The sequence below is a fragment of the Anaerotruncus sp. 1XD42-93 genome, assembly GCF_009917605.1.
Taxonomy (GTDB): Bacteria; Bacillota; Clostridia; order Oscillospirales; family Ruminococcaceae; genus Anaerotruncus.
Window position 1 is genome coordinate 23,965 of sequence record NZ_QZEG01000004.1, and the last position, 20,085, is coordinate 44,049.

At 58.9% G+C, this 20,085-nt stretch carries 20 protein-coding genes; 4 read left to right on the top strand and 16 right to left on the bottom strand.

Annotation, left to right across the window (positions count from 1 at the left end):
- Positions 1-105: 105 nt before the first annotated feature.
- Entirely contained in the window at positions 106-1,362 is a 1,257-nt protein-coding gene (gene hflX / locus D5269_RS02535) for a GTPase HflX (protein ID WP_120482942.1), read from the bottom strand.
- A gap of 192 nt (positions 1,363-1,554) precedes the next feature.
- On the opposite strand from hflX, the gene D5269_RS02540 reads away from it, so the two are divergent.
- Positions 1,555-2,163: a DUF1638 domain-containing protein gene (locus D5269_RS02540; RefSeq protein ID WP_120482845.1), complete on the top strand. Its 609-nt coding sequence runs from the start codon at positions 1,555-1,557 to the stop codon at positions 2,161-2,163.
- A 59-nt stretch (positions 2,164-2,222) separates the two neighbouring features.
- Here the strand turns inward: D5269_RS02540 and D5269_RS02545 are convergent, their stop codons facing one another.
- The 12 genes from D5269_RS02545 to D5269_RS02600 all read right to left on the bottom strand — a co-directional run bounded on the left by D5269_RS02545 (position 2,223) and on the right by D5269_RS02600 (position 14,545).
- Positions 2,223-3,167: an SPFH domain-containing protein gene (locus tag D5269_RS02545; RefSeq protein ID WP_016314768.1), complete on the bottom strand. Its 945-nt coding sequence runs from the start codon at positions 3,165-3,167 to the stop codon at positions 2,223-2,225.
- A 153-nt stretch (positions 3,168-3,320) separates the two neighbouring features.
- Positions 3,321-3,794, bottom strand: a complete 474-nt coding sequence (locus D5269_RS02550) for an NfeD family protein (RefSeq protein ID WP_120482847.1) — start codon at positions 3,792-3,794, stop codon at positions 3,321-3,323.
- Positions 3,795-4,339: 545 nt separating this feature from the next.
- Positions 4,340-5,560 (bottom strand): MFS transporter, encoded by a 1,221-nt coding sequence (locus D5269_RS02555; RefSeq protein WP_120482849.1) that lies wholly within the window; start codon positions 5,558-5,560, stop codon positions 4,340-4,342.
- Between the two features lie 329 nt (positions 5,561-5,889).
- On the bottom strand, positions 5,890-6,564 hold the full coding sequence (locus D5269_RS02560; protein WP_016314771.1) for a V-type ATP synthase subunit D: 675 nt from the start codon (positions 6,562-6,564) through the stop codon (positions 5,890-5,892).
- Between the two features lie 13 nt (positions 6,565-6,577).
- Positions 6,578-7,948: a V-type ATP synthase subunit B gene (locus D5269_RS02565; RefSeq protein ID WP_016314772.1), complete on the bottom strand. Its 1,371-nt coding sequence runs from the start codon at positions 7,946-7,948 to the stop codon at positions 6,578-6,580.
- The gene (locus tag D5269_RS02570; RefSeq protein WP_016314773.1) at positions 7,948-9,720 is read right to left on the bottom strand and encodes a V-type ATP synthase subunit A; all 1,773 of its coding nucleotides are present in this window, start codon (positions 9,718-9,720) and stop codon (positions 7,948-7,950) included. Before D5269_RS02570 ends, D5269_RS02565 begins: the two co-directional genes overlap by 1 nt.
- Positions 9,721-9,743: 23 nt before the next feature.
- Positions 9,744-10,064 carry a V-type ATP synthase subunit F gene (locus D5269_RS02575; protein WP_022788165.1) on the bottom strand — a complete coding sequence of 107 codons (321 nt, stop codon included), beginning with the start codon at positions 10,062-10,064 and terminating at the stop codon, positions 9,744-9,746.
- A complete protein-coding gene (locus D5269_RS02580) occupies positions 10,057-11,025 on the bottom strand; it encodes a V-type ATPase subunit (RefSeq protein ID WP_120482851.1) in 969 nt (322 codons plus the stop codon). The genes D5269_RS02575 and D5269_RS02580 overlap by 8 nt, the downstream gene beginning before the upstream one ends.
- 33 nt (positions 11,026-11,058) lie before the next feature.
- Entirely contained in the window at positions 11,059-11,643 is a 585-nt protein-coding gene (locus D5269_RS02585; RefSeq protein WP_120482853.1) for a V-type ATP synthase subunit E family protein, read from the bottom strand.
- A gap of 43 nt (positions 11,644-11,686) precedes the next feature.
- Positions 11,687-12,169: a V-type ATP synthase subunit K gene (locus D5269_RS02590; RefSeq protein WP_031219367.1), complete on the bottom strand. Its 483-nt coding sequence runs from the start codon at positions 12,167-12,169 to the stop codon at positions 11,687-11,689.
- Between the two features lie 5 nt (positions 12,170-12,174).
- Positions 12,175-14,187 carry a V-type ATP synthase subunit I gene (locus tag D5269_RS02595; RefSeq protein WP_120482855.1) on the bottom strand — a complete coding sequence of 671 codons (2,013 nt, stop codon included), beginning with the start codon at positions 14,185-14,187 and terminating at the stop codon, positions 12,175-12,177.
- 49 nt (positions 14,188-14,236) lie between these two features.
- The gene (locus D5269_RS02600; protein ID WP_147407906.1) at positions 14,237-14,545 is read right to left on the bottom strand and encodes a hypothetical protein; all 309 of its coding nucleotides are present in this window, start codon (positions 14,543-14,545) and stop codon (positions 14,237-14,239) included.
- A gap of 840 nt (positions 14,546-15,385) precedes the next feature.
- Here D5269_RS02600 and D5269_RS02610 point away from each other — a divergent pair.
- A complete protein-coding gene (locus D5269_RS02610; RefSeq protein ID WP_120482944.1) occupies positions 15,386-18,040 on the top strand; it encodes a TetM/TetW/TetO/TetS family tetracycline resistance ribosomal protection protein in 2,655 nt (884 codons plus the stop codon).
- Between the two features lie 264 nt (positions 18,041-18,304).
- Here the strand turns inward: D5269_RS02610 and D5269_RS18850 are convergent, their stop codons facing one another.
- The gene (locus D5269_RS18850) at positions 18,305-18,439 is read right to left on the bottom strand and encodes a hypothetical protein (RefSeq protein ID WP_279286760.1); all 135 of its coding nucleotides are present in this window, start codon (positions 18,437-18,439) and stop codon (positions 18,305-18,307) included.
- A gap of 74 nt (positions 18,440-18,513) precedes the next feature.
- Here D5269_RS18850 and D5269_RS02615 point away from each other — a divergent pair, with 74 nt between their 5' ends.
- A complete protein-coding gene (locus tag D5269_RS02615; protein WP_016314782.1) occupies positions 18,514-18,717 on the top strand; it encodes a hypothetical protein in 204 nt (67 codons plus the stop codon).
- Position 18,718: 1 nt separating this feature from the next.
- Here the strand turns inward: D5269_RS02615 and D5269_RS02620 are convergent, their stop codons facing one another.
- Together D5269_RS02620 and D5269_RS02625 are read right to left on the bottom strand one after the other, a co-directional pair.
- Positions 18,719-19,240, bottom strand: a complete 522-nt coding sequence (locus tag D5269_RS02620; RefSeq protein ID WP_120482857.1) for a ferritin family protein — start codon at positions 19,238-19,240, stop codon at positions 18,719-18,721.
- 153 nt (positions 19,241-19,393) lie between these two features.
- The gene (locus tag D5269_RS02625) at positions 19,394-19,570 is read right to left on the bottom strand and encodes a hypothetical protein (protein ID WP_166545124.1); all 177 of its coding nucleotides are present in this window, start codon (positions 19,568-19,570) and stop codon (positions 19,394-19,396) included.
- 142 nt (positions 19,571-19,712) lie between these two features.
- Here D5269_RS02625 and D5269_RS02630 point away from each other — a divergent pair, with 142 nt between their 5' ends.
- Positions 19,713-19,925: a hypothetical protein gene (locus tag D5269_RS02630; protein WP_016314785.1), complete on the top strand. Its 213-nt coding sequence runs from the start codon at positions 19,713-19,715 to the stop codon at positions 19,923-19,925.
- Positions 19,926-20,085 lie beyond the last annotated feature (160 nt).

The following is a 20,085-nucleotide window of genomic DNA, read 5'->3' on the forward strand; positions in this document are numbered from 1 at the left end:
TTTTCCGGACTGTGGATTCAAACACCCCCTGCTGCGAGCCAGATGCGGCAGGGGGTGTTTTTGTTCCTGTTTCAGGGGCTTCTATTCTGTGAACCTCTGTCTGTTTCAAGTGTGCTGCTGATGCTGCGCATATTCCGCCACTTTATGCAGCAGCTTGCAATCGACCAATGCATCCACCAGGGTGCCATCGGCTTCATACGCCTGGGAAAAAACCTTCCCTTCCTGCATAATCTCATTGATAAGCCCGGTTTTGCTGTACGGGATCAGAAGCGTGAGCCGTTTATGCGTCGGTGCAAGGGCTTTGGCGGTTTTTTGCAGAAGCGCATCGAAGCCGAACCCGGTCCGGGCCGAGATCAGCGCGGTCTGATCGTTAATCGGCAGGGGCGCTTCGGATACCAGGTCGCATTTGTTCAACACGGTGAGCATCGGTATCTCCTGCGCGCCAAGCTCCTGCATCAGCTTTTTGGTGACCGCGATCTGTTCGTCCGCTTCCCCGGAGGAGATGTCGCAGACGTTCCAAAGCAGGTCTGCGCCGGCGGCTTCCTCCAGTGTCGATTTGAATGCTTCCACCAGATGATGCGGCAGCCGCCGCACCAATCCCACCGTATCGACCAGCATAACGGTCCTGCCATCCGGCAGGGTCAGTGCCCGCGAAGTGGGGTCCAGCGTTGCGAACAGCTTGTTCTCGGCGAGCACGCCTGCATCGGTCAGCGCATTGAGCAGCGTACTTTTCCCCACATTGGTATAACCTACGATCGCCACAGTGGTCACACCGTCCTTTTTGCGGCGGCTGCGCAGCAGTCCGCGACGCTTTTCCAGCTCTGCAAGCTGTTCCTGCAATGCGGTAATCCTGCGCCGGATATGCCGTCGGTCGGTCTCGAGCTGGCTTTCGCCCGGGCCGCGGGTGCCGATCCCGCCGCCCAGCCGGGAAAGCACGCTGCCAAGCCCAGCCAGGCGTGGGAGCTGGTATCTGAGCTGCGCCAGCTCGACCTGTAATTTCCCTTCTGCGGTGACTGCGCGCTGGGCAAAAATATCGAGGATCAGCGCTGTGCGGTCGATCACCGCGATGTCGCAGAGCTGCTCGATATTGCGGACCTGCGCGGGAGAAAGCTCATGGTCAAAGATCAGCAGGTCGATCTGATGGTCTTTGCAGAATGCTGCGGCCTCCTCCAGCCGCCCTTTGCCGATCACCGTAGCTGCTTCAAAAGCTGCGCGCTTCTGGGTCATCTTTGCCACAACTTCAGCCCCCGCGGTCGCCGCAAGCTCCTCCAGCTCGGCGAGCGAGACCTCCAGGTCAAATTCCCCGGTGTCTGCGGCGATCAGAACCACCCGCTGTGGTTTATTTTCTGTTGTTTCGATCATGCGGAACTCCATTTCCGGGGAGGATTTTTTACTCCCCAATCGTTTGAGCTGCTTCCAGATGGGTTGCTCCTAGCATACCACATCTGCCCTGGGAAAACACCTCTCGGATTTTTACCAAATTCTTTGCATTGAAGATCGGCCCGGAATGGGATAAACTCAAGATAGTATTATTGAATTGGATGTGAACAACCGATGAAGATTCTCTTGTCAACCTCGCTTCCACTCCGGCCCTTTTTCGAACGGCTGCTCCCCGCATCCCCCCACGAGGTGGAACTCCTCTGTTTTGAAGAGGAGATGCCTGCTCTGGAGCTGCTGGAACAACAGCTCGCCCGTGTTACAGGCTGTGACGCGATCCTGCTTCCGGATGGCGCGGCCATCCTTGGGGAAACCGGGCTTCGGGCGGGCAGCATCCCGCTGGTCCTGCCCCGGGTACATAACTGCGTGGCGCTCCTGCTCGGCGGTGCAGACCGGTACCGCAGCCTGTTTGAGCGCTATCAGGGCGGCATCTGCTGGCAGACCGCCGGCCTTGCCGCGCTGCTCGGTTCCGACGCGCAGGAAGCGTACTCCTGTCTGTGCTATCTTGCGGATACCCAGCTTGGCCTGCGGGACACTTCAGTAGAAGCACAGGCCGCCGCCAAACGGTACGGCTGGGACTTTTTCGAGGCCGAAACCGACCTCTCCTTGATTGAACGGATGCTCGCCGGGGACTGGGACACGGATGCGTTTCTGACCGTCCGTCCGGGGGAACAGGTCCTGCCCTCCTACACCCGTACCCTGATGGAAGCTGCCGCCTGCCGGTGATCCGGCTTTCCCGCGCCAGAGAGGGCGCCGCAAATGCGGCGCCCTCTTTGTGATCCTCTTTATTTCCCGCCGGCGATCTCTTTCAGCGAAGTGACCATCCCTGCTAAGGACTGGATTTCACTTGGAATGATGATCTTAGTTGCCTTGCCATCTGCCGCCTTTGCAAACGCCTCCAGGCTTTTGATCTGGATGACCCGGTCGGTCGGATCGGCTTCGTTCAGCATCTTGAGTGCATCCGCATAGGCGCGCTGCACCATCTGGATCGCTTCCGCTTCACCTTGCGCTTCACGGATCTTCTGCTCGCGGACACCCTCTGCACGCAGGATCGCGGATTCTTTCTCCGCTTCCGCGCGCAGAATCGCGGACTCCTTTTCACCCTCGGCCACAAGGATCTGGCTGTGTTTTTCGCCCTCTGCACGCAGGATGGATTCGCGGCGTTCGCGCTCGGCCTTCATCTGTTTTTCCATCGCGTCCTGGATCTCGCGCGGCGGCAGGATATTTTTCAGCTCGACCCGGTTGACCTTGATCCCCCATTTGTCGGTTGCGACATCCAGCGTCGCGGTGATCTTGGAGTTGATGACATCACGGGAAGTCAGGGTGCTGTCCAGCTCCATCTCGCCGATGATGTTGCGCAGGGTGGTTGCGGTCAGGTTTTCGATCGCCGACATCGGGCGCTCGACCCCGTAGGTGTAGAGCTTGGCATCGGTCACCTGATAAAAGACAACCGTATCAATCTGCATGGTAACATTGTCCTTGGTGATTACCGGCTGGGGCGCGAAGTCGACTACCTGTTCCTTCATGGACATCTTTTTGGCAATCCGGTCGATGAACGGCACCTTGACATGCAGCCCGGTCTCCCAGGTGGCATAATAGCTGCCGAGGCGCTCGACCACATAGACACTCGCCTGCGGGACGATCTTGATGTTCGAGATCACGACGATCAGCACAAACAGTACAATCGCGATCAGGATTGGGATTAAAAGCATGGACGTTGAAATAAACATGGAAATTCCCCCTTTTTTAGAAATAAAACAGGCACTGCCTATCAAACACTACAACAGAAGTTCCCGAAGGGTTCCAACTGCCTGATGCCAGTCTGTTGTATGTATCCGTCTGGACGCTGAATCAGGCTGCGGAATTCTCTTGGCGAAGGGGCATCATGTCGCCCCTTTGTGGGTATGCTGTGCTGTTTCGGCTGCAACGATCAGCTTCACCCCTTCGATCGCCAGCACCCGGACCCGTTCCCCCTCTTCGAGGATTTCGCCATCCTGGGTGCGGGCGGACCAGTCCATCCCAAGCACCGAGACCCGGCCCATTCCGGGAAGGTTATCCACCGTCTGGGTCACCACCCCGGTCTTTCCGATTACGCGGTCTGCGTTGGTCGGTTCCTTGCAGGTCTTAACCACCTTTCGGACAAATGGACGGGTAGCCAGCAGTGCAGCCAGAGAGACCCCCGCAAATAGAATCCATTGGGTGCGTACCGACGCGCCCAGCGCCGCTGAAACCGCCGCGACCACTGCGCCCAGCGCAAACCAGATTGCATTGAGCTGTACCGTGATCCCCTCGGTAACCGCCATCGCGATTCCGAGAACCAGCCAGAACACCGGCATCATTGACCCAACAAACGACATAATCAGACCCCCTTGCTTTTTTTCATCTGGTGGTATCGTCAAGACACTGAAAAACAGGCATCTGCTTTTCAGAGGCGGGCAAAAGTCCGCCAGCACATTGTGTGCCGAATGACCATGTAACCCTAGAAGCAAGGCCGTAAACAGCAACCTTTTTTAGAGAGACCGCTGCGGGTTAAAAAAACCAGAAAAAGCTTTGCTCCTGTCCTAACCGGCAGGTACCAAAGCCGATTTCAGCTTTGGTGTACGATCTTGCAGGCTGTCTGCAACATCGCCCCCGCCTTTGTGGATATTATAGCATAAAACGAGTGTTTTTCACAATGCCTGAAACAGAGCCTTTTTTTCCCGGTGGGGTCCGGGCGGGTTTTGTAGATGGGCGCATCCTCCTCGAGCTTACCCAATCGCGTCCAATCTCGCGTATACGCGCTCATACACCACTTTCAGGCGGCAGTAGTTCCGAATCAGAATGTTCTAAGGACCGCCTATAGTATCCTGGCCCGATGGGAAAGCGGCCTCGTTACACCGGGAAAAAAGGGCAGATGCGGCGGTCAGGGCTTCTGGTCGCAGCTGCGGATGGATGGAACCCCGACAATGAGGGAAGCGGCGGCCAGAGTGAGCACTCCTGCGACGATAAACCAGTTTTGCACTCCACAAAGCTCGGCAAATATGCCTGAAACCGACAGAGCGACCGGTGCGACCACCAGTTGAACACTGCTTGAGATCGAGAGAACTCTGCCGAGATACTGCTGTTCGAATCCCTGCTGGAGCAGAGGGGTGTACATCCCCCAGTAGAACGGTCCAGAGACTCCCATAAAGAACGAGCAGACAGAAAATGCCCAGAATCCGTCGGGCGGGAGCAGGCCGGAAAAAATCAGGCTGGCAGACATCAGCAGGAACGAAAACAGGATGGTACGAATTTTATTTTTGGAGCCGCCCCAGCCCCCGAGGACTAACGATCCAAGCAGCAGCCCGATCGAAAAAACGATCTCCGCAATGCTTGCGTGAACATTGGTGCCGCCAAAGTAGGACATACTCATCAGCGGAAAGAGCGCACTGGTGGGCATCAGCGCGAAGGTGTAAAGTGAGCTGACCAGCACCAGCCCAAAGAGGCCGCGGTTGGAGCGCAGGATGCGGAATCCGGCAGCGGCTTCCCGCAAAAACGACCCTTTGGGTTCTGCTGTTTCGGAGCGGGCGGGCAGAGGAGAGATATGGCAGATACAGAGGGTGCAGACCGCTGCCAACGCACCGATTACATCAAGAAAAACAATGCTGCTCAAGCTCCAGACGCTGTAAATGACCGCTGCCAACGCAGGGCTGAGAATCTGCGAAACCGATTGCAGCGACTGGGAATACCCGGCGCAGCGGGTGAGCTGATCCGCCGGGACGATCTGTGGGGTGACCGCCTGAAGCGACGGGTTGTGGAATGCCGACCCGACCGACCGGGCGAGCAGGACCGAGAGGATCAGCCAGACGGGGAGCGCTCTTCCGCCCAATCCGGCGGCAACCAGCAGGAGGCTTGCGAGTGCGATCAGCAGGTCGGAAACGATCATAATTTTTTTGCGGCTGTAGCGGTCGATGTAAACCCCGATGAATGGGCCGAGCACCGCTTGTGGAAGAAACCCGGCGAGCATTGCAGCGGAGAGGACTAATGCGGAACCGGTTTTTTCGGTGAGATACCAGACGATCGCAAATTGCAGGATCGAGCTGGAAAGCTGGGAAACCGCCTGTCCGGACCAGATTATAAAAAAGTTCTTTTTCCATTGGTACATATCGAAGCCTCCCCTGCGCAGATACTTTGTCTATTATATCCAATCTGGATAGAAAGCGCAAGCGCCGGGGGCACACAGCGCGTACGGCGGCGGGGGTTCTGCCCCTCGATCCCACGATTTTTTGAAAAAAATCGAGTAAAGCTTTAGAGTTTAAAACAGAGAGGATTTCTCAGGCCGGGGAGGGGCGTATGATGATGGGCTGGTAAGAGAGCCAGAGGTGGTATTACGGCGGATGTTCTGGTTTCTGCCCGAGGGGCTGCCTTTGACAGATTGCATAAAACGGTAGAAGTACAAAACAGGCATCCCGGAAACGGGATGCCTGTTTGTGTTTAAGCAGGGGTCTTTTCCTGCCGTTCTTTGTAATGGTGCGCCTGCTCAAGCAGCATATCCTTGACCTTCATCAGACGGATCTGGGTAGAGCGTTCGCTCTCGTCCAGCTTCATCGTGATGTACTTGATGTTCTCCTGCGTTTCAGGGATCATGACATGTTCGAGCGCATTGACGCGCCGGCGGGTTTTTTCGATCTCCGCAGCCATGAGCTGGCAGGACTTTTCGCACTCGGCGAGACGGAGCATATCAGGCAGGATGTCCGCCAGCGACTTTACCGCGTCGTCGAGATCACTCGAAGTGAAAGCGTAGCCATAGGAATAGATGTTGTTTGCATCCGAGGTGCGCGTCTTATACTCAAAGACCGGGATGTCCACGCTCATGACATTGCGGTGGGAGGTCTCAAGATAGACCTCCTGCATCGGCGCCATCATCGCGACATTGAGCACCTCGTCGGCCATCCCTGCGCGGGCGAGCACGAAATTTTTGTTGGCAGCAGCGATGCCCGCTTCCACCTTTTCGCGCAGTGCTTTATTCTCCCGCACGAGATCGAGAAACTGCCGCATCAGCTCGTCACGCTTATCCTTGAGCAGCTTGTGGCCGCGGGTGGTGGTCGCCAGTTTCCGCTTGAGGCGGGTCAGCTCCATACGGGTGGGGTTTACCTGTTGTTTCGCCATGACAGCTCACCCCTTACTTTCCGTAGTATTCGTCGAGGAACTCGTCCTTGATTCGTTTCAGCTCGCTGCGGGGCAGGATGTTGAGCAGCTTCCAGCCGATCGCGAGGGTTTCCTCAATGTCGCGGTTGGCGTCGTAGCCCTGCGAGACATACTCGTTTTCAAATGCGTCGGCAAACTGCGCATACAGCTTGTCGATATCGGTCAGTGCAGCCTCGCCGAGGATGACCATGAGTTCTTTCGCCTCTTTGCCGCGGGCATAGGCGGCGAACAGCTGGTTCATGGTGTTGGCATGGTCGGCGCGGGTCTTGCCCGCACCGATTCCCTTGTCCTTCAGGCGGGACAGGGAGGGCAGCACGTCGATCGGCGGCGCAATATTTTTGCGGTAGAGGTCACGCGAAAGGATGATCTGGCCTTCGGTGATGTAACCGGTCAGGTCAGGGATCGGATGGGTTTTGTCGTCTTCCGGCATGGTCAGGATCGGGATCATCGTGATCGAACCGTTTTTGCCCTTCTGCCGCCCTGCACGCTCGTACAGCGAGGCGAGGTCGGTATACATGTAGCCGGGATAACCGCGGCGTCCGGGGACCTCTTTACGGGCGGCTGAAACCTCACGCAGCGCATCCGCATAGTTGGTGATGTCGGTGAGGATGACCAGGACGTGCATGTTCTTTTCAAATGCGAGGTACTCGGCAGCAGTCAGCGCCATACGCGGGGTCGCAATACGCTCAACCGCCGGGTCATTCGCGAGGTTGATGAACAGGACGGTACGGTCGAGCGCGCCGGTCTCACGGAAACTCTCGATGAAGAAGTTGGATTCCTCGAAAGTGATGCCCATTGCGGCAAAGACAACCGCGAACGGCTCAGAGGTTCCGCGCACCTTCGCCTGCCGCGCGATCTGTGCGGCGAGGTTGGCGTGGGGCAGACCGGATGCCGAGAAGATCGGCAGCTTCTGGCCGCGGACAAGGGTATTCAGCCCGTCAATTGCTGAAACGCCGGTCTGGATGAACTCCTGCGGATAGTTGCGCGCAGCGGGGTTCATCGGCAGGCCGTTGATGTCCACCCGCTTGTCGGGCAGGATTTCGGGGCCGCCGTCGATCGGGCGCCCCAGCCCGTCGAACACGCGGGAGAGCATATCCTCCGAAACGCCAAGCTCCATGCTCCGCCCGAGGAAGCGGACCTTGGAATTGGAGAGGTTGATACCGGTCGAGCTTTCAAAGAGCTGAACCAGCGCATTGCTGCCGTCGATCTCAAGCACCTTGCAGCGGCGTTTTTCACCGGAAGCAAGCTCGATTTCACCCAGCTCGTCGTAGGTGACGTTTTCGACGCCGCGCACCAGCATCAGGGGGCCTGCGACCTCCTGGATTGTGCGGTATTCCTTCGGCATCAGAATTCCTCCTTCCGTGATACAATCTCTTCGATCTCCTGCTCGAGGGCTTTAAAGACCGCGTTATATTCGGCCTCCAGCTGCTCGGCAGGGGTATATTTGTAGCGGCCGATCCGCTCGCGGACCGGCATCTTGACCAGGTCGTCGATCGGCGCGCCTTTTTCGAGCGCAGCAACCGAACGGTCATAGAACGCCAGCACCAGCTCCATCATGATATACTGTTTCTGAAGCGGGGTGAAGGTGTCAACCTCGTGGAACGCATCCTGATGCAGGAAGTCCTCGCGGATTGAGCGGGCGGCTTCGAGTTTGAGACGGTCGGGCGCGGAGAGCGCGTCCATACCGACCAGCTTGACGATCTCATCCAGTTCGGATTCGTCCTGCAAAAGCCGCATGATCCGGGCGCGCAGCTCCATCCAGTCGGGCTGGACATGCCCGTTGAACCATTTGGACATCGAATCGGTGTAGAGCGAATAACTGGTCAGCCAGTTGATCGCGGGGAAGTGGCGGCGATAGGCGAGCTGGGCGTCGAGGCTCCAGAACACCTTGACGATCCGCAGGGTTGCCTGTGTGACCGGCTCGGAGATGTCGCCGCCCGCAGGGGAAACCGCGCCGATCACCGAGAGCGCGCCTTCGCGCCCATCCGCGCCGAGTGCAACCACGCGCCCGGCACGCTCATAGAACTGCGCCAGACGGCTGCCGAGGTAAGCGGGGTAACCCTCTTCACCGGGCATCTCCTCGAGGCGTCCGGACATCTCGCGCAGCGCTTCCGCCCAACGGGAGGTCGAATCGGCCATCAGCGCGACCGAATAGCCCATGTCGCGGAAATATTCGGCGATCGTGATACCGGTATAGATCGACGCCTCACGCGCCGCAACCGGCATATCCGAGGTGTTTGCGATCAGGACGGTGCGCTCCATCAGCGAACGGCCGGTTTTCGGGTCTTTCAGCTCGGGGAACTCGTTCAGAACGTCGGTCATCTCGTTGCCGCGCTCACCGCAGCCGATGTACACAACGATGTCCGCGTCCGCCCACTTGGCGAGCTGATGCTGTACGACCGTCTTGCCCGAACCGAACGGGCCGGGGACCGCCGCAACACCGCCTTTGGCGATGGGGAACAGGGTGTCGATGACCCGCTGACCGGTGACCAGCGGTTTATCCGGGGAGAGCTTCTGCTTGTAGGGCCGCCCGACGCGGACCGGCCATTTCTGCATCAGGGTAAGTGCCTGTTCGGAACCGTTTTCGGTCTCAATAACCGCGACCGTCTCCGAGATGGTGTAATCCCCCTCGGTGATCGACTTCAGCTTGCCGACGATCCCGGCCGGCGCCATGATCTTGTGCAGAACCACTTCGGTTTCCTGCACCGTACCGATTACATCGCCGCCCACGACCGGGTCCCCAGCAGCCATCACCGGGGTGAAATGCCATTTCTTATCGCGGTCGAGCGAGGGAACCTCAACGCCGCGCTCAAGGGAGTTGCCGCTCTTGGCCATGATCGCCTCAAGCGGACGCTGGATGCCGTCATAGATATTCGAGATCAGGCCGGGGCCAAGCTCAACGCTCATCGGGACGCCGGTGGACTCCACCGGTGCGCCCGGGCCGAGGCCGGAGGTCTCTTCGTAGACCTGCACCGAAGCCTGGTCGCCGTGGATCTCGATGATCTCACCGATCAGGCGCTGGTCGCTGACGCGCACGACGTCGAACATGTTCGCATCGCGCATCCCCTCGGCGATAACCAGCGGGCCGGCTACTTTTTTGATCGTACCTTTGCTCATTTTATGCATTCACCTACTATCTATTAGTTGCCGTTGAAGATAATATCGGAGCCGACCGCCTGCTCCACGGATTTTTTGACATTGAGGATCCCCATGCCGGTGTTGCCCGAGACGCCGGGGATCGGGATGATCGCGGGGAGCGGGGCCAGGCGGTAGCGGTCGATCTCGGCTTGGATCTGTGCCGCGAGTGCTTCGGTGATATAGACGACCGCATACTCCCCTTCGGCGAGCTGGCGGAGCTTTTTGGAAGCCTCTGCCGGGTCGGTGACAGGGAAGGTATCCAGCCCGAGCGCGGCGAAGCCGTAGATGCTGTCGCGGTCCCCCATGACTGCTGTCCTATACATACATCTCCCTTACCCTTTCCCGGATCGACTGGTCGGAAAGCTGGTTGAGCTTGCCCGAAAGGATGATCCGAACCGATTTGATTTCGTTTTCGCGCCCAAGGATGTAGGCCGCCAGCGGCCCGATGCCGAAGCTCTGGAACTGCTGGGGACGGATATAACGGATGATGAGGTTATCGCACCACCGCTCAAATGCGGACGGGGACTGCCGCAGCACCTCGACCGCGTCCGCGTAGTCGGTTGTCGAGAGCAGGTCGCAGATCGAATCCAGCCCTTCGGCGGCCGCTTTCGCGAGCCGGGAGACACTCAGAGAATCGCACTCGGCCAGCGCGCGGCGGATGAAATCCATCGGCTTGCCGGTGCGTGCGCACCGCACCGCTGTTTTGATGTCAGCGGCGGCGACGGTCAGCTCCGCATACCTGCGGACCAGCTCGTCACGCGAGGCTTTGCCCGCTGCATAGACCGCATCAAGCGCCGCGCGGTCGAGGATGATGTCGCACAGCTGCCCGTCGCGGGTCTGGGCGAGCGCGGTATAAGCCTCCTCCGCAGGGCCGCGCATTGAGTCGGGCAGGGAACCCCAGTCCCGCTCCTGCACCGCGTGCAGCAGTTCCCGATGGTCGATCGTGCCATGTGAGATGAACAGCCCGAAGTCCTCCGAGCCGGTACAGACCAGCTTGATTGCGGCTTTCAGGTTGTGGTAATCGTTGGTGTAGAGGAATACGTCAAAAACCGAGAGGTCGGGCACCAGCTCGCGCATCAGCGCCCAGGTCTTTTCCCGCTCTTCGGCAAGCAGGCCTTCGGCGGTGGGGTTGGCTTCCATCCCGCCCCAGCCTTTGTCCTGCAGCAGCCGGATGCATTCCTCATAGCTTTTGGCGGCGAGAAGCTGCTCGATCGCCTGGTCGTTGAAGAGTGCAAGCTCGTTTGCGCGGATGCGTGCGACCGCATAGGTATATGATTCAGACATTTCTTGACCTCCTTTTACCGGACTGCACGCGCGTCATGCGAACAAAAGGGCATGCACCTTATCCTGAAGCGACTCACGCGCCGCATAGAACAGCGCCTCGAGCGAACAGTTCTCTTCGACGCCGCCGTAGGTCAGCACAAAGCCGCCGTCGATGGTGCAGGGATTGGCGGAGATCGAAAGGGGGCCTTTCGCGGCCTTGGAGAGCGTCTCCGAAAAACCCTCGGGCAGGCGGCCCAGGTCAGCGGCGGAGAAAGCGATTTCCCCTTCCTGCGGCAACGAAAATTTACCGGCCATCTTGAGAATCAGGTCGAAATACTCCTTGTCGGGCAGCGAACGGATCGACTGCTGCGCATCCGCGATCACCTCGGAGATGATCCGCTGTTTTGCGGCGAGAACCTCCCGGCGCACCGCAAGGTCAGCAGCGGATTTTGCCGCGGCGGAAGCGGCTTCCGCCGCTGTTTTCGCCTGCGCCGCAATCGCAGCACAGTCCGCCTTGGCCTGTTTCTGGGCCTCGGCGGTATATGCAGCAGCCTCTTCTTTCGCCTGTGCGATGACCTCGCTGGCCGACTGGGCAGCTTCGTCCCGGATCTGCTTTACGATTTTTTCTAATCCTGTCATCGCAGAATCCTCCTAAACTTTGTAAGTACGGAACCGATTCCGCTTAAATGTTGATCGCGCCAACGCCGCTGATGGCGAGCAGGGAGATCAGCAGGGCAAGGATCGCGTAGGTCTCGACCATTGCCGGGAAGATCATCGCCTTACCGAACTGGTCCGGGCGCTTTGCAACCATGCTGATACAGGAGACGGATGCCTTGCCCTGATAGATCGCGGACATCAGGCCGGCGATTGCCATCGGCAGGCAGGCGAAGAAGTACATGACGCCCTTGGCGAGCGAGATCTCGACCGGGGTGCCGATAACGCCGACGTTCGACAGGCAGAGGAACGCGATCAGCAGGCCGTAGATGCCCTGGGTGCCCGGGAGCAGCTGAAGGATCAGAACCTTGGAGAATTTCGCGGGGTCCTCGGTGGTAACACCGGCGGCAGCCTGGCCGGCAATGCCGACTCCGATCGCGGAGCCTGCGCCCGCAAGACAGGCGGCGAGCGCCGCGCCCAGTATCGCAAATGCAATTCCCATATTAGCCATCATGATTAGTTTTCCTCCTTAAATTTGAAATATTTGGTATGGGCAGCAAACGGTGAAAACGGACGGCTGCCGCCCTCATAAAACTTACCGAAGAACTCGACAAACTGCAGGCGGTTGCAGTGGACATACGCGCCCAGCAGTTCGATACCGAAATTGAGGATATGCCCGACTAGGAAGACGAGCACAAAGAGGATCACGCCGGGAACGGTTTTGCCTCCCATGGAACCCATCTGGTTGATAACCGAGCCGACAACGCCGGTTGCGAGGCCGAGCGCGAGCAGACGGGAGTAGGAGAGGATGTCGCTGAGGTAGCCGGTGACGTTATAGAGCTCGTAAAGCCCCTGCGCAAACCGGACAGCCGGGTTGGCGCTGTCTCCGTTGGTGAACACGATCCCCACCGCGCCGGCTGCGGCGACCCATCCGAACACGCTGCCAATGCCAGCAGGGACAGCGAACGGAAGCTGCAAAACACTGACCAGCATATCGGTCGAAAGCCCGAAAACGATCAGCCCGCCGACGAGCATATACCAGAAAATCACCTTGCAGAGCGCGCTTTTGTAATCCCTGTGCTTGATGTGCAGGTAAAGCTGGATGCCCAGGCCGGTAAACAGGTGGACAACGCCGACTGCCATCGAAAAGACGAGCAGCTTCATCGGGTCGTTGAGGGGCAGGAACCAGAGCGGCGGAATGCTGACCTCATGCCCGAGGAAGGTGCGGGAAACGACGTTGACCACGTCGCCGAAATAACTGCTGAACACGATGCCCCATGCAGCGGTCGAGATACCGCAGAAGAAGAACATCTTGACCATCTTGCGCAGGCCCGGTTCGATATTTTTGAACTCGAGCAGGACCAGACCGGTGCCGATGCAGAGCAGCGCGCCATAGCCGAAGTCCGAGAACATCAGGCCGAAGAGGAAATAATAAAAGCAGGCCATGATCGGCGTCGGGTCGATCTCGCTGCGCAGCGGCAACCCATACGACTCGAGCACCCCTTCGACCGGCTCCGCGAACCCGTTGTTGCGCAGTGCGCAGGGGACTTCCTCTTCCTCACCCGGATCTTCCAGCTCGACCGCGAGGTCAAACCGGCTGGTAAGCGCAGCTTCGAGCGCAGCAGCGTCCGGTTTGGGGATATACCCGGTCAGCAGGAAGGTGCTGCGCGACTGGGACAGGCATCCGATCGCCTGATACCGTTCGGCACGCATCGTATAATAATCGGAGAGGAAGAGCAGGGATTCCCGCGCCTTGGCCTGTGAGGCGATCTCGGCCTGTGCGCTCTGCACCGCCACCTCAGCCTCCTTGGCCTGTTGAGAAAGGATGCCGATCTGCTCGGAAGGCGGGAGCTTGGACGGGGATGGGGGACGCATGAAGCCCATCGAACGGAGCGCCTCCTCCAGGGCGGGCGCATCGCCGCGGGGGACGACCGCCATGATGCAGGTCTGTTCGTTCGACTGGCTGATCAGGTCGATGTTGACCGCCTGCACCTCGGGGGCAAGCTCGGCAATCCGCCGGTATAGCTCCTCAAGGGTGAGCGGTTCGGCAAACGAGCCGATAAACGCCGCGGTGGTACGGGTTCCGGTGAACCGCATCGAGACATCGAGGCCCGCCCACGGCGCAAGCTGATCGAGCTGGGTCTGGAGCTTAACCAGCTCCGCGCGGTTTTCCGCGATTTTTTTCGAGAGGGAAACCAGATGGGATGCTGTTTCGGAAATTTCATCCCGTTTGCCGCAGAGCGCGTCGTATTCTTTTGCGGAGATCGCGCGCCTGCCTTCGAACATGGCAAACATCGAGGACTTTTCCGGGACATACTCGTTGAGCACCTCGACAGCCTGGCTGGCGGTGGAAGCCGCTTTTTCAAACAGCGACTTCTGCTCCTGCGTGTCCGGCTTGCCGAATACCTGGTCCTGCAAGGGCAGATCGGTCAATTCGACCGCGCCGCGCCGCTGCAGGAGTTCCAGAATCTGTTTACGATCCTTTTTGAGCGCGCATATGCTGATGCGTTGCATCTGCAATACCGCCATAAAACGATACCTCCTTTTTAGATGGGATCAGCGGGCTGTCAAAACCCGCCTAGACCAGTTCGGAGAGGATCAGGTTGAGCGCCTCTTTCCGTCTGGACTGCGCCTGTGCGCGCAAGCCGTCAATCTTCGACTCCGCCGCTGTGAGCGCCTCTTTCTGGAGGCCTTCACCGAGCAGGCGCGCCTGTTCAACCTCGAGGGCGGCACGCGCTTTGGCGTCACTGATCATTTTGGAGGCCGACTGTGCACAGTCGCTCTTGGCCTTGGCAAGGATAGATTCCCGCTCAAGAGCCGCTTTTTTAGCGGTTTCTTCCGCTGCAAGCTCTGCATCCCGGATCGTCTGCACCGTATTCTGGTTCATGCTTATCACCACCTGTTTTGCACCGTTTGAAGATGTATTTTTGTAGCCATCCTTTAGAAAGGAGAGGGTCTCCATCAGAGACACCTTTGTTATTGTACACGAAAATAAGGCAAAATGCAATATAATTGGTACGAAAAAAGAGCATCTTTTTCTGGATTTCGCAAGATTTACATCGGTATCCTGCATTTTGCATTCGAGGGCTTATCAAGGGGGCTGGAGGGCTCTGGTGATATGCTCTGCAGCGCCTCTCGGCTTCCTTTTATGCCGTTGATACCGGGTTCTTCAAGCCCTTCACCAAAAAGGGCCACAACAGGTAATTGCCCATTGTGGCCCACTGCTTAACAAAGCAGAATTCAGCGTTTTCCAGTCTTTGATAAATCTGAATGGCAGCCACAGCATTTTATATTTTCTGAACACAGGCAGCAAGCAAGCCCGCATCTGGCAGTTCAAGGTTCTCTTTTCACGATATGCACTCACTTTCCCTGCAAATAAGGAATTCTCCTGCGGCTCTGGATGCCGCAGACGGGGAGCAGGGCCAATGTTGCCGGGCCAGGATTTTTGTGCTATAATCGAGTAATTGGAAAGACGCAGAATGGGTTCTTTTCGGGCTTACGGCAGGGGCGGCGGCAGCGCTGGATTGGATTGCGCAGTTATCTTGCGCGCAGAGCGTGCCGGCGGGCTTTTGCCCTCCACTTTAGTGCAAAGCAAGCGCTCGCTTTTGCGTGTGCTGACGATATCCGAAAAAGCAAAGTTGGATTTGCTGATTTGATCCGCCGGAAAAGACTGTTTTCGCGGCGGTCTTGGCGTCTGCCAAAAATGCAGGAACGGGGAAAATGGAGTATGGGAAAGCTGGCTGTTGGGATACTGGCCCATGTTGACGCGGGAAAGACCACCCTTTCGGAGGCGATGCTCTACCGGAGCGGCTGCCTGAAGAAGCTTGGGCGGGTGGACCATCGGGATGCGTTTCTGGATACCGACGCGCTCGAACGGGAGCGGGGAATCACGATCTTTTCCAAGCAGGCGGAGCTGCCGGTGGGGGAATGGGGGATCACCCTGCTGGACACACCGGGGCATGTTGATTTTTCGAGCGAGATGGAGCGGGTTCTCGGCATCCTGGATTACGCAGTCCTTGTCATCAGCGGCGCCGACGGGATACAGGGCCACACCCGTACCCTTTGGGACCTGCTCGCCAGATACCGGGTGCCGGTATTCCTGTTTGTCAACAAGATGGACCTGCCGGGCAGCGACCGGGAGGGGCTGCTGTCCGCGCTCAAAAGCCAGCTTGGGGAGGGATGCACAGCATTCGGCGGCGAGGAAGGGGAGGCGTTCTGGGAGGAGGTCGCGCTCTGCGATGAGCAGGCGATGGCCCGCTATCTGGAGGACGGTGTTCTCCCGGACGGATTTGTCGCCTCGCTGGTTGCGCAGCGCAGACTGTTCCCTTGCTATTTCGGCTCGGCGCTCCGCCTTGACGGGGTGGACGCCCTGTTAAAAGGGATTGAACGGTTCACCCGGATGCCCGACTATCCGGAGACGTTCGGTGCGCGGATTTACAAGATTGGCCGCGACCCGGGCGGCGCGCGTTTGACCTTTCTCAAGGTCACGGGCGGGAGCCTGCGTGTGAAGGCCCTGTTGACCAACCGCCGGGAGGGGATGCCGGAAGGTGCGGTCTGGGAGGGAAAAGCCGACCAGCTGCGCATCTATTCGGGGAGCCGGTACCGGTTGGCGGAAGAGGTGTTTGCAGGGGAGGTCTGCGCGGTGGCCGGCCTGGACGGGAGCCGCCCGGGCGAAGGGCTTGGCTGTGAAGCCATGGGGGAGCCGCCCAGCCTCGAACCGGTGCTGACCTACCGGGTGGAGCTGCCCGAGGGCTGTGACCCGCACCTCGCGTTCCGGAAACTGCGGCAGCTCGAGGAGGAGGACCCGCAGCTCCGGCTTTCGTGGGACGGACAGCTGCGGGAAATACAGGTCCGGCTGATGGGTGAGGTGCAGATGGAGGTGCTCCAGCGGCTGATCCGGGAGCGGTTCGGCTGGGAGGTATCGTTCGGGACAGGGAGCATCGTCTACCGAGAAACGATCGCCGCCCCCGTGGAAGGGATTGGGCATTTCGAGCCGCTGCGCCACTATGCGGAAGTGCATCTCCTGCTCGAACCGGGCGAACCGGGGAGCGGTTTGGAGTTCGGGACGGCGTGCAGCGAGGAGATGCTCGACCGCAACTGGCAGCGGTTGGTCCTTACCCATCTGGAAGAGCAGGTACAGCCCGGCGTGCTGACCGGATCTCCGGTCACCGATCTTCGGATCACGCTGGTTGCCGGGCGCGCCCATGAAAAGCACACCGAAGGCGGGGATTTCCGGCAGGCGACCTATCGAGCGGTACGCCAGGGGCTGATGTCCGCTGAAAGTATCCTGCTCGAACCGTGGTACCGCTTCCGGCTGGAGCTGCCCGCCGGGTCGGTGGGCCGGGCGCTCAACGATCTGCAGCGGCGGCATGGACAGGTCGACCCGCCCGAGACAGCAGGCGCGGATGCGGTGGTGACCGGTTCGGCCCCGGTTGCCTGTATGCGGGATTATGCGGTCGAGGTCGCGTCCTATACCCGCGGCCAGGGAAGGCTCTCCTGCACGCTTCTGGGGTATGCGCCCTGCCACAACCAGCAGGAGGTGGTGGAGGCGCTCGGCTACGACAGCGAGCGGGACCTTGAGCATCCGGCCGATTCGGTGTTCTGCGCGCATGGCGCGGGTTTTACCGTCCGGTGGGACCGGGTGCGGGAATATATGCATGTCGAAAGCGGGCTTCCGTCCAGAAACCCGGGGATGCAGGGGGCGGAACCCGCAGCAGGGGTGCCCCGGCGTGCCGGCCCGGCCTACGGGGGAAGCCTGGAGCAGGACAAGGAGTTACAGGCGATCTTTGAGCGCACCTATGGCCCGATCAAGCGCCGGGCGATGGCGCCGCAGTCCGCCCTTTCCCGCGTCGAACGGGAGGGTGCGGAAAAGCCTGTTCCGGCACCGGTCCCCAGCGGGCCGGAATACCTCCTGGTTGACGGGTACAATATCCTCCACGCGTGGGACGAGCTGAAAGAGATCGCCCGGGACAATCTGGACGCCGCCCGTGGAAGTTTGATGGACCTGATGAGCAACTATCAGGGATATTGCGGCTGCGAGGTGATCCTGGTGTTCGACGCTTACAAGGTGCCGGGAAACCCGGGGTCGGTCACCCGGTACCACAATATCCACGTGGTCTACACCAAAGAGGCGGAAACAGCCGACGCCTATATCGAGAAGGCCACCTATGAGATCGGGAAAAACCATCGGGTGCGGGTGGCCACCTCGGACAGCGCGGAACAGCTGATTATTTTGGGGCATGGTGCGCTGCGGCTTTCGGCGCGGGCGTTCCGTGAGGAGGTTGAGCTGGTCGAGGGGAAGATTTCCGCTGCGCTGGCACGCAGCAACCGGCGGGTCAAATCCGATGCCATGCGGGATGCATTCGAAAAAGCCGGACGGTGACAGCCTGTCCGGCTTTGGAAGATAAGGAGAGGGCTTTTTCACTGGCAAAAAGCCCTCTTTTTTGTCGCTGGCTGTCGGCGGGAGACGCCGCGCTTGCCGAGGCCCTTTAAAAGACACCTTTTGTTCCCTGTAGCTGTGGCAGCAAAAAGAGCACCGCTGCAAGGAAGAGGATGGCCACACGGATCATCTGACCGTTCTGTCCGGACATGGAAAGTCCCCCCTTTTTTCACAGGATATGCGGGAAAGGGAGGGGACGTGCGTGGATCAGAAGAACAGCATCCAAAAGACACAGGACAGCAGCAGAATGCCGGCGGCGATCAACAGGATCGGAAGGCATCCGGGGCGGCAGCCGCTCGGACGGCACCGGCGCAGCGGCGGGCGGCAGTCACAGCATTTCATATAGGCAGCCTCCAAAATAGAAAAGTCAAAAGGGCGGGACCCTGCATAGGATAGAGCGGGAGGTGAACAGACATATGAACCGTCATCGTCAGATCGGGTATATAGGACGCAGGCACTGCGGCCAGCCGGGTTTTTCACCGCAGCAGGACTGGAACCACCCGCGTCAGGCGCCGGTACCTGAACCGGTCCGTCCGAAAATCCCGGAACCGCTCCCGGTCTACCGCGCGGAGCCCCAGTACCGGATCAATTCGGCCGAAGCCAGGCTGGTGCGATTTTAAATCATGAGGGAGGCAGGCAAAAGGCCGACAGGGCATCCTCAAACAGCCGGATATGCAGCTGTTCATCCAGTGCGAGGCGGCGCAGCATCGCTGAGACCTTTTCGTCCCGGATCTGGCCGGCGTGTACGCGGTAGGTGCGGCAGGAGAACCGCTCGGCTTCGATGTTGTTCCGGAGCATCTGCGCAAGGCTGCGGCTGGTATAGTCGACCATTCCCCCATTCCATGGAACACAGCCCGGCGGGTTGGGGACATAGTAGCGTGGTTCCCCGCCGAGCAGAAGGATGAGCTGTCCGAGGATGTCCAGATGCTTCATCTCGACCATTGCAATGCGGATCAGCAGATGGGAGAGTTCGGGAGTGGTTTTTTGAAGCATCCAGCTCTGGTAGCAATACCGGGTAATGGCGGTCAGCTCCCCGCGCCGGGAGGCAAAACTCTTGGAAAGCAGCTCTACATAGCGGCAGTCCTGCCCGCAGACAGCGATCTCGGGATAAGGGGCAGGGTCGGCAGTGGGCGGAAGCGGCATAAAAACTCCTCCTGAAGGTTTCTGAAAAAAGGTTCGGTATGAGACATCTCTATGTGCACCACGCCGGTGATATGCCTGCAAACAGATAGAAAAGCCTGTTTCCACGTCCCAGACAGGGGGACCGGAAACAGGCTTCTGTTGTTGTGGGAGCGGTCAGGACTGCGTCCCGCCGCTCTGACGCATCAGCTTTTCCGCATAGCTGCGCAGCTCCTCTTCGCTGGAAAACTTGACGCCGCACTGTTTGATGGTCGCCTGTACCACCGGCGGGAGGGATGAGAAATACTGCCCGTCAGATGCGCCCTTGTTGCTGTTTAAAAGTGGATTCTGCATGGAAAAACCTCCTGATTTGATCGGTTGCTGGTAGGGGGACAACGCCCCTGAAAAACAGTATGTCCGGAAATCGGGCGTCTATGACAGCAGCGGCAACAACCAGCCGGGGAAGGCATACAATGGGTTGACAGGAGGTGAGAGGATGAATCTGAAAAACGGACAGATTACGGTGGGGGAGGTTCTTTCAAACCCGAATGCGCGCGCCCTGCTCCAGCGGGAATATCCCGCGCTGCTCAACCATCCGATGCTGGGGATGGCGCGGGGGATGACACTGAATCAGGTGCTGGGCATGGCGCGTGGGAAGGTTTCTCAGCAGCAGGTAAACCGGCTGTTTGAGCAGTTAAGCCGGATCTAGTTCAGAGGTTTTTTGAGAAAAGGAATTGTATTTTGCATGGATTTGCCCTATAATCAAACTGCTGAAGCCGGCGGTCAAAGGCGGCTTTGGACTGTATCGCCATCAAACAGGAAAACAGGCGGAAGAGAACCAAAAATCGAACAGACAGAAAAAGGAGAAA

Bases quoted from the DNA above. Each gene is read 5' to 3' on its own strand.
- D5269_RS02585 (WP_120482853.1), bottom strand. From the start codon at position 11,643: ATGACAGGATTAGAAAAAATCGTAAAGCAGATCCGGGACGAAGCTGCC.
- D5269_RS02625 (WP_166545124.1), bottom strand. From the start codon at position 19,570: ATGCAGAATCCACTTTTAAACAGCAACAAGGGCGCATCTGACGGGCAG.
- D5269_RS02615 (WP_016314782.1), top strand. From the start codon at position 18,514: ATGAACCGTCATCGTCAGATCGGGTATATAGGACGCAGGCACTGCGGC.
- D5269_RS18850 (WP_279286760.1), bottom strand. From the start codon at position 18,439: ATGAAATGCTGTGACTGCCGCCCGCCGCTGCGCCGGTGCCGTCCGAGC.
- D5269_RS02630 (WP_016314785.1), top strand. From the start codon at position 19,713: ATGAATCTGAAAAACGGACAGATTACGGTGGGGGAGGTTCTTTCAAAC.
- D5269_RS02540 (WP_120482845.1), top strand. From the start codon at position 1,555: ATGAAGATTCTCTTGTCAACCTCGCTTCCACTCCGGCCCTTTTTCGAA.
- D5269_RS02600 (WP_147407906.1), bottom strand. From the start codon at position 14,545: ATGAACCAGAATACGGTGCAGACGATCCGGGATGCAGAGCTTGCAGCG.
- D5269_RS02550 (WP_120482847.1), bottom strand. From the start codon at position 3,794: ATGTCGTTTGTTGGGTCAATGATGCCGGTGTTCTGGCTGGTTCTCGGA.
- D5269_RS02575 (WP_022788165.1), bottom strand. From the start codon at position 10,064: ATGTATAGGACAGCAGTCATGGGGGACCGCGACAGCATCTACGGCTTC.
- D5269_RS02595 (WP_120482855.1), bottom strand. From the start codon at position 14,187: ATGGCGGTATTGCAGATGCAACGCATCAGCATATGCGCGCTCAAAAAG.
- D5269_RS02580 (WP_120482851.1), bottom strand. From the start codon at position 11,025: ATGTCTGAATCATATACCTATGCGGTCGCACGCATCCGCGCAAACGAG.
- D5269_RS02610 (WP_120482944.1), top strand. From the start codon at position 15,386: ATGGGAAAGCTGGCTGTTGGGATACTGGCCCATGTTGACGCGGGAAAG.
- D5269_RS02565 (WP_016314772.1), bottom strand. From the start codon at position 7,948: ATGCCGAAGGAATACCGCACAATCCAGGAGGTCGCAGGCCCCCTGATG.
- D5269_RS02570 (WP_016314773.1), bottom strand. From the start codon at position 9,720: ATGAGCAAAGGTACGATCAAAAAAGTAGCCGGCCCGCTGGTTATCGCC.
- D5269_RS02545 (WP_016314768.1), bottom strand. From the start codon at position 3,167: ATGTTTATTTCAACGTCCATGCTTTTAATCCCAATCCTGATCGCGATT.
- D5269_RS02555 (WP_120482849.1), bottom strand. From the start codon at position 5,560: ATGTACCAATGGAAAAAGAACTTTTTTATAATCTGGTCCGGACAGGCG.
- D5269_RS02590 (WP_031219367.1), bottom strand. From the start codon at position 12,169: ATGGCTAATATGGGAATTGCATTTGCGATACTGGGCGCGGCGCTCGCC.
- D5269_RS02560 (WP_016314771.1), bottom strand. From the start codon at position 6,564: ATGGCGAAACAACAGGTAAACCCCACCCGTATGGAGCTGACCCGCCTC.
- hflX (WP_120482942.1), bottom strand. From the start codon at position 1,362: ATGATCGAAACAACAGAAAATAAACCACAGCGGGTGGTTCTGATCGCC.
- D5269_RS02620 (WP_120482857.1), bottom strand. From the start codon at position 19,240: ATGCCGCTTCCGCCCACTGCCGACCCTGCCCCTTATCCCGAGATCGCT.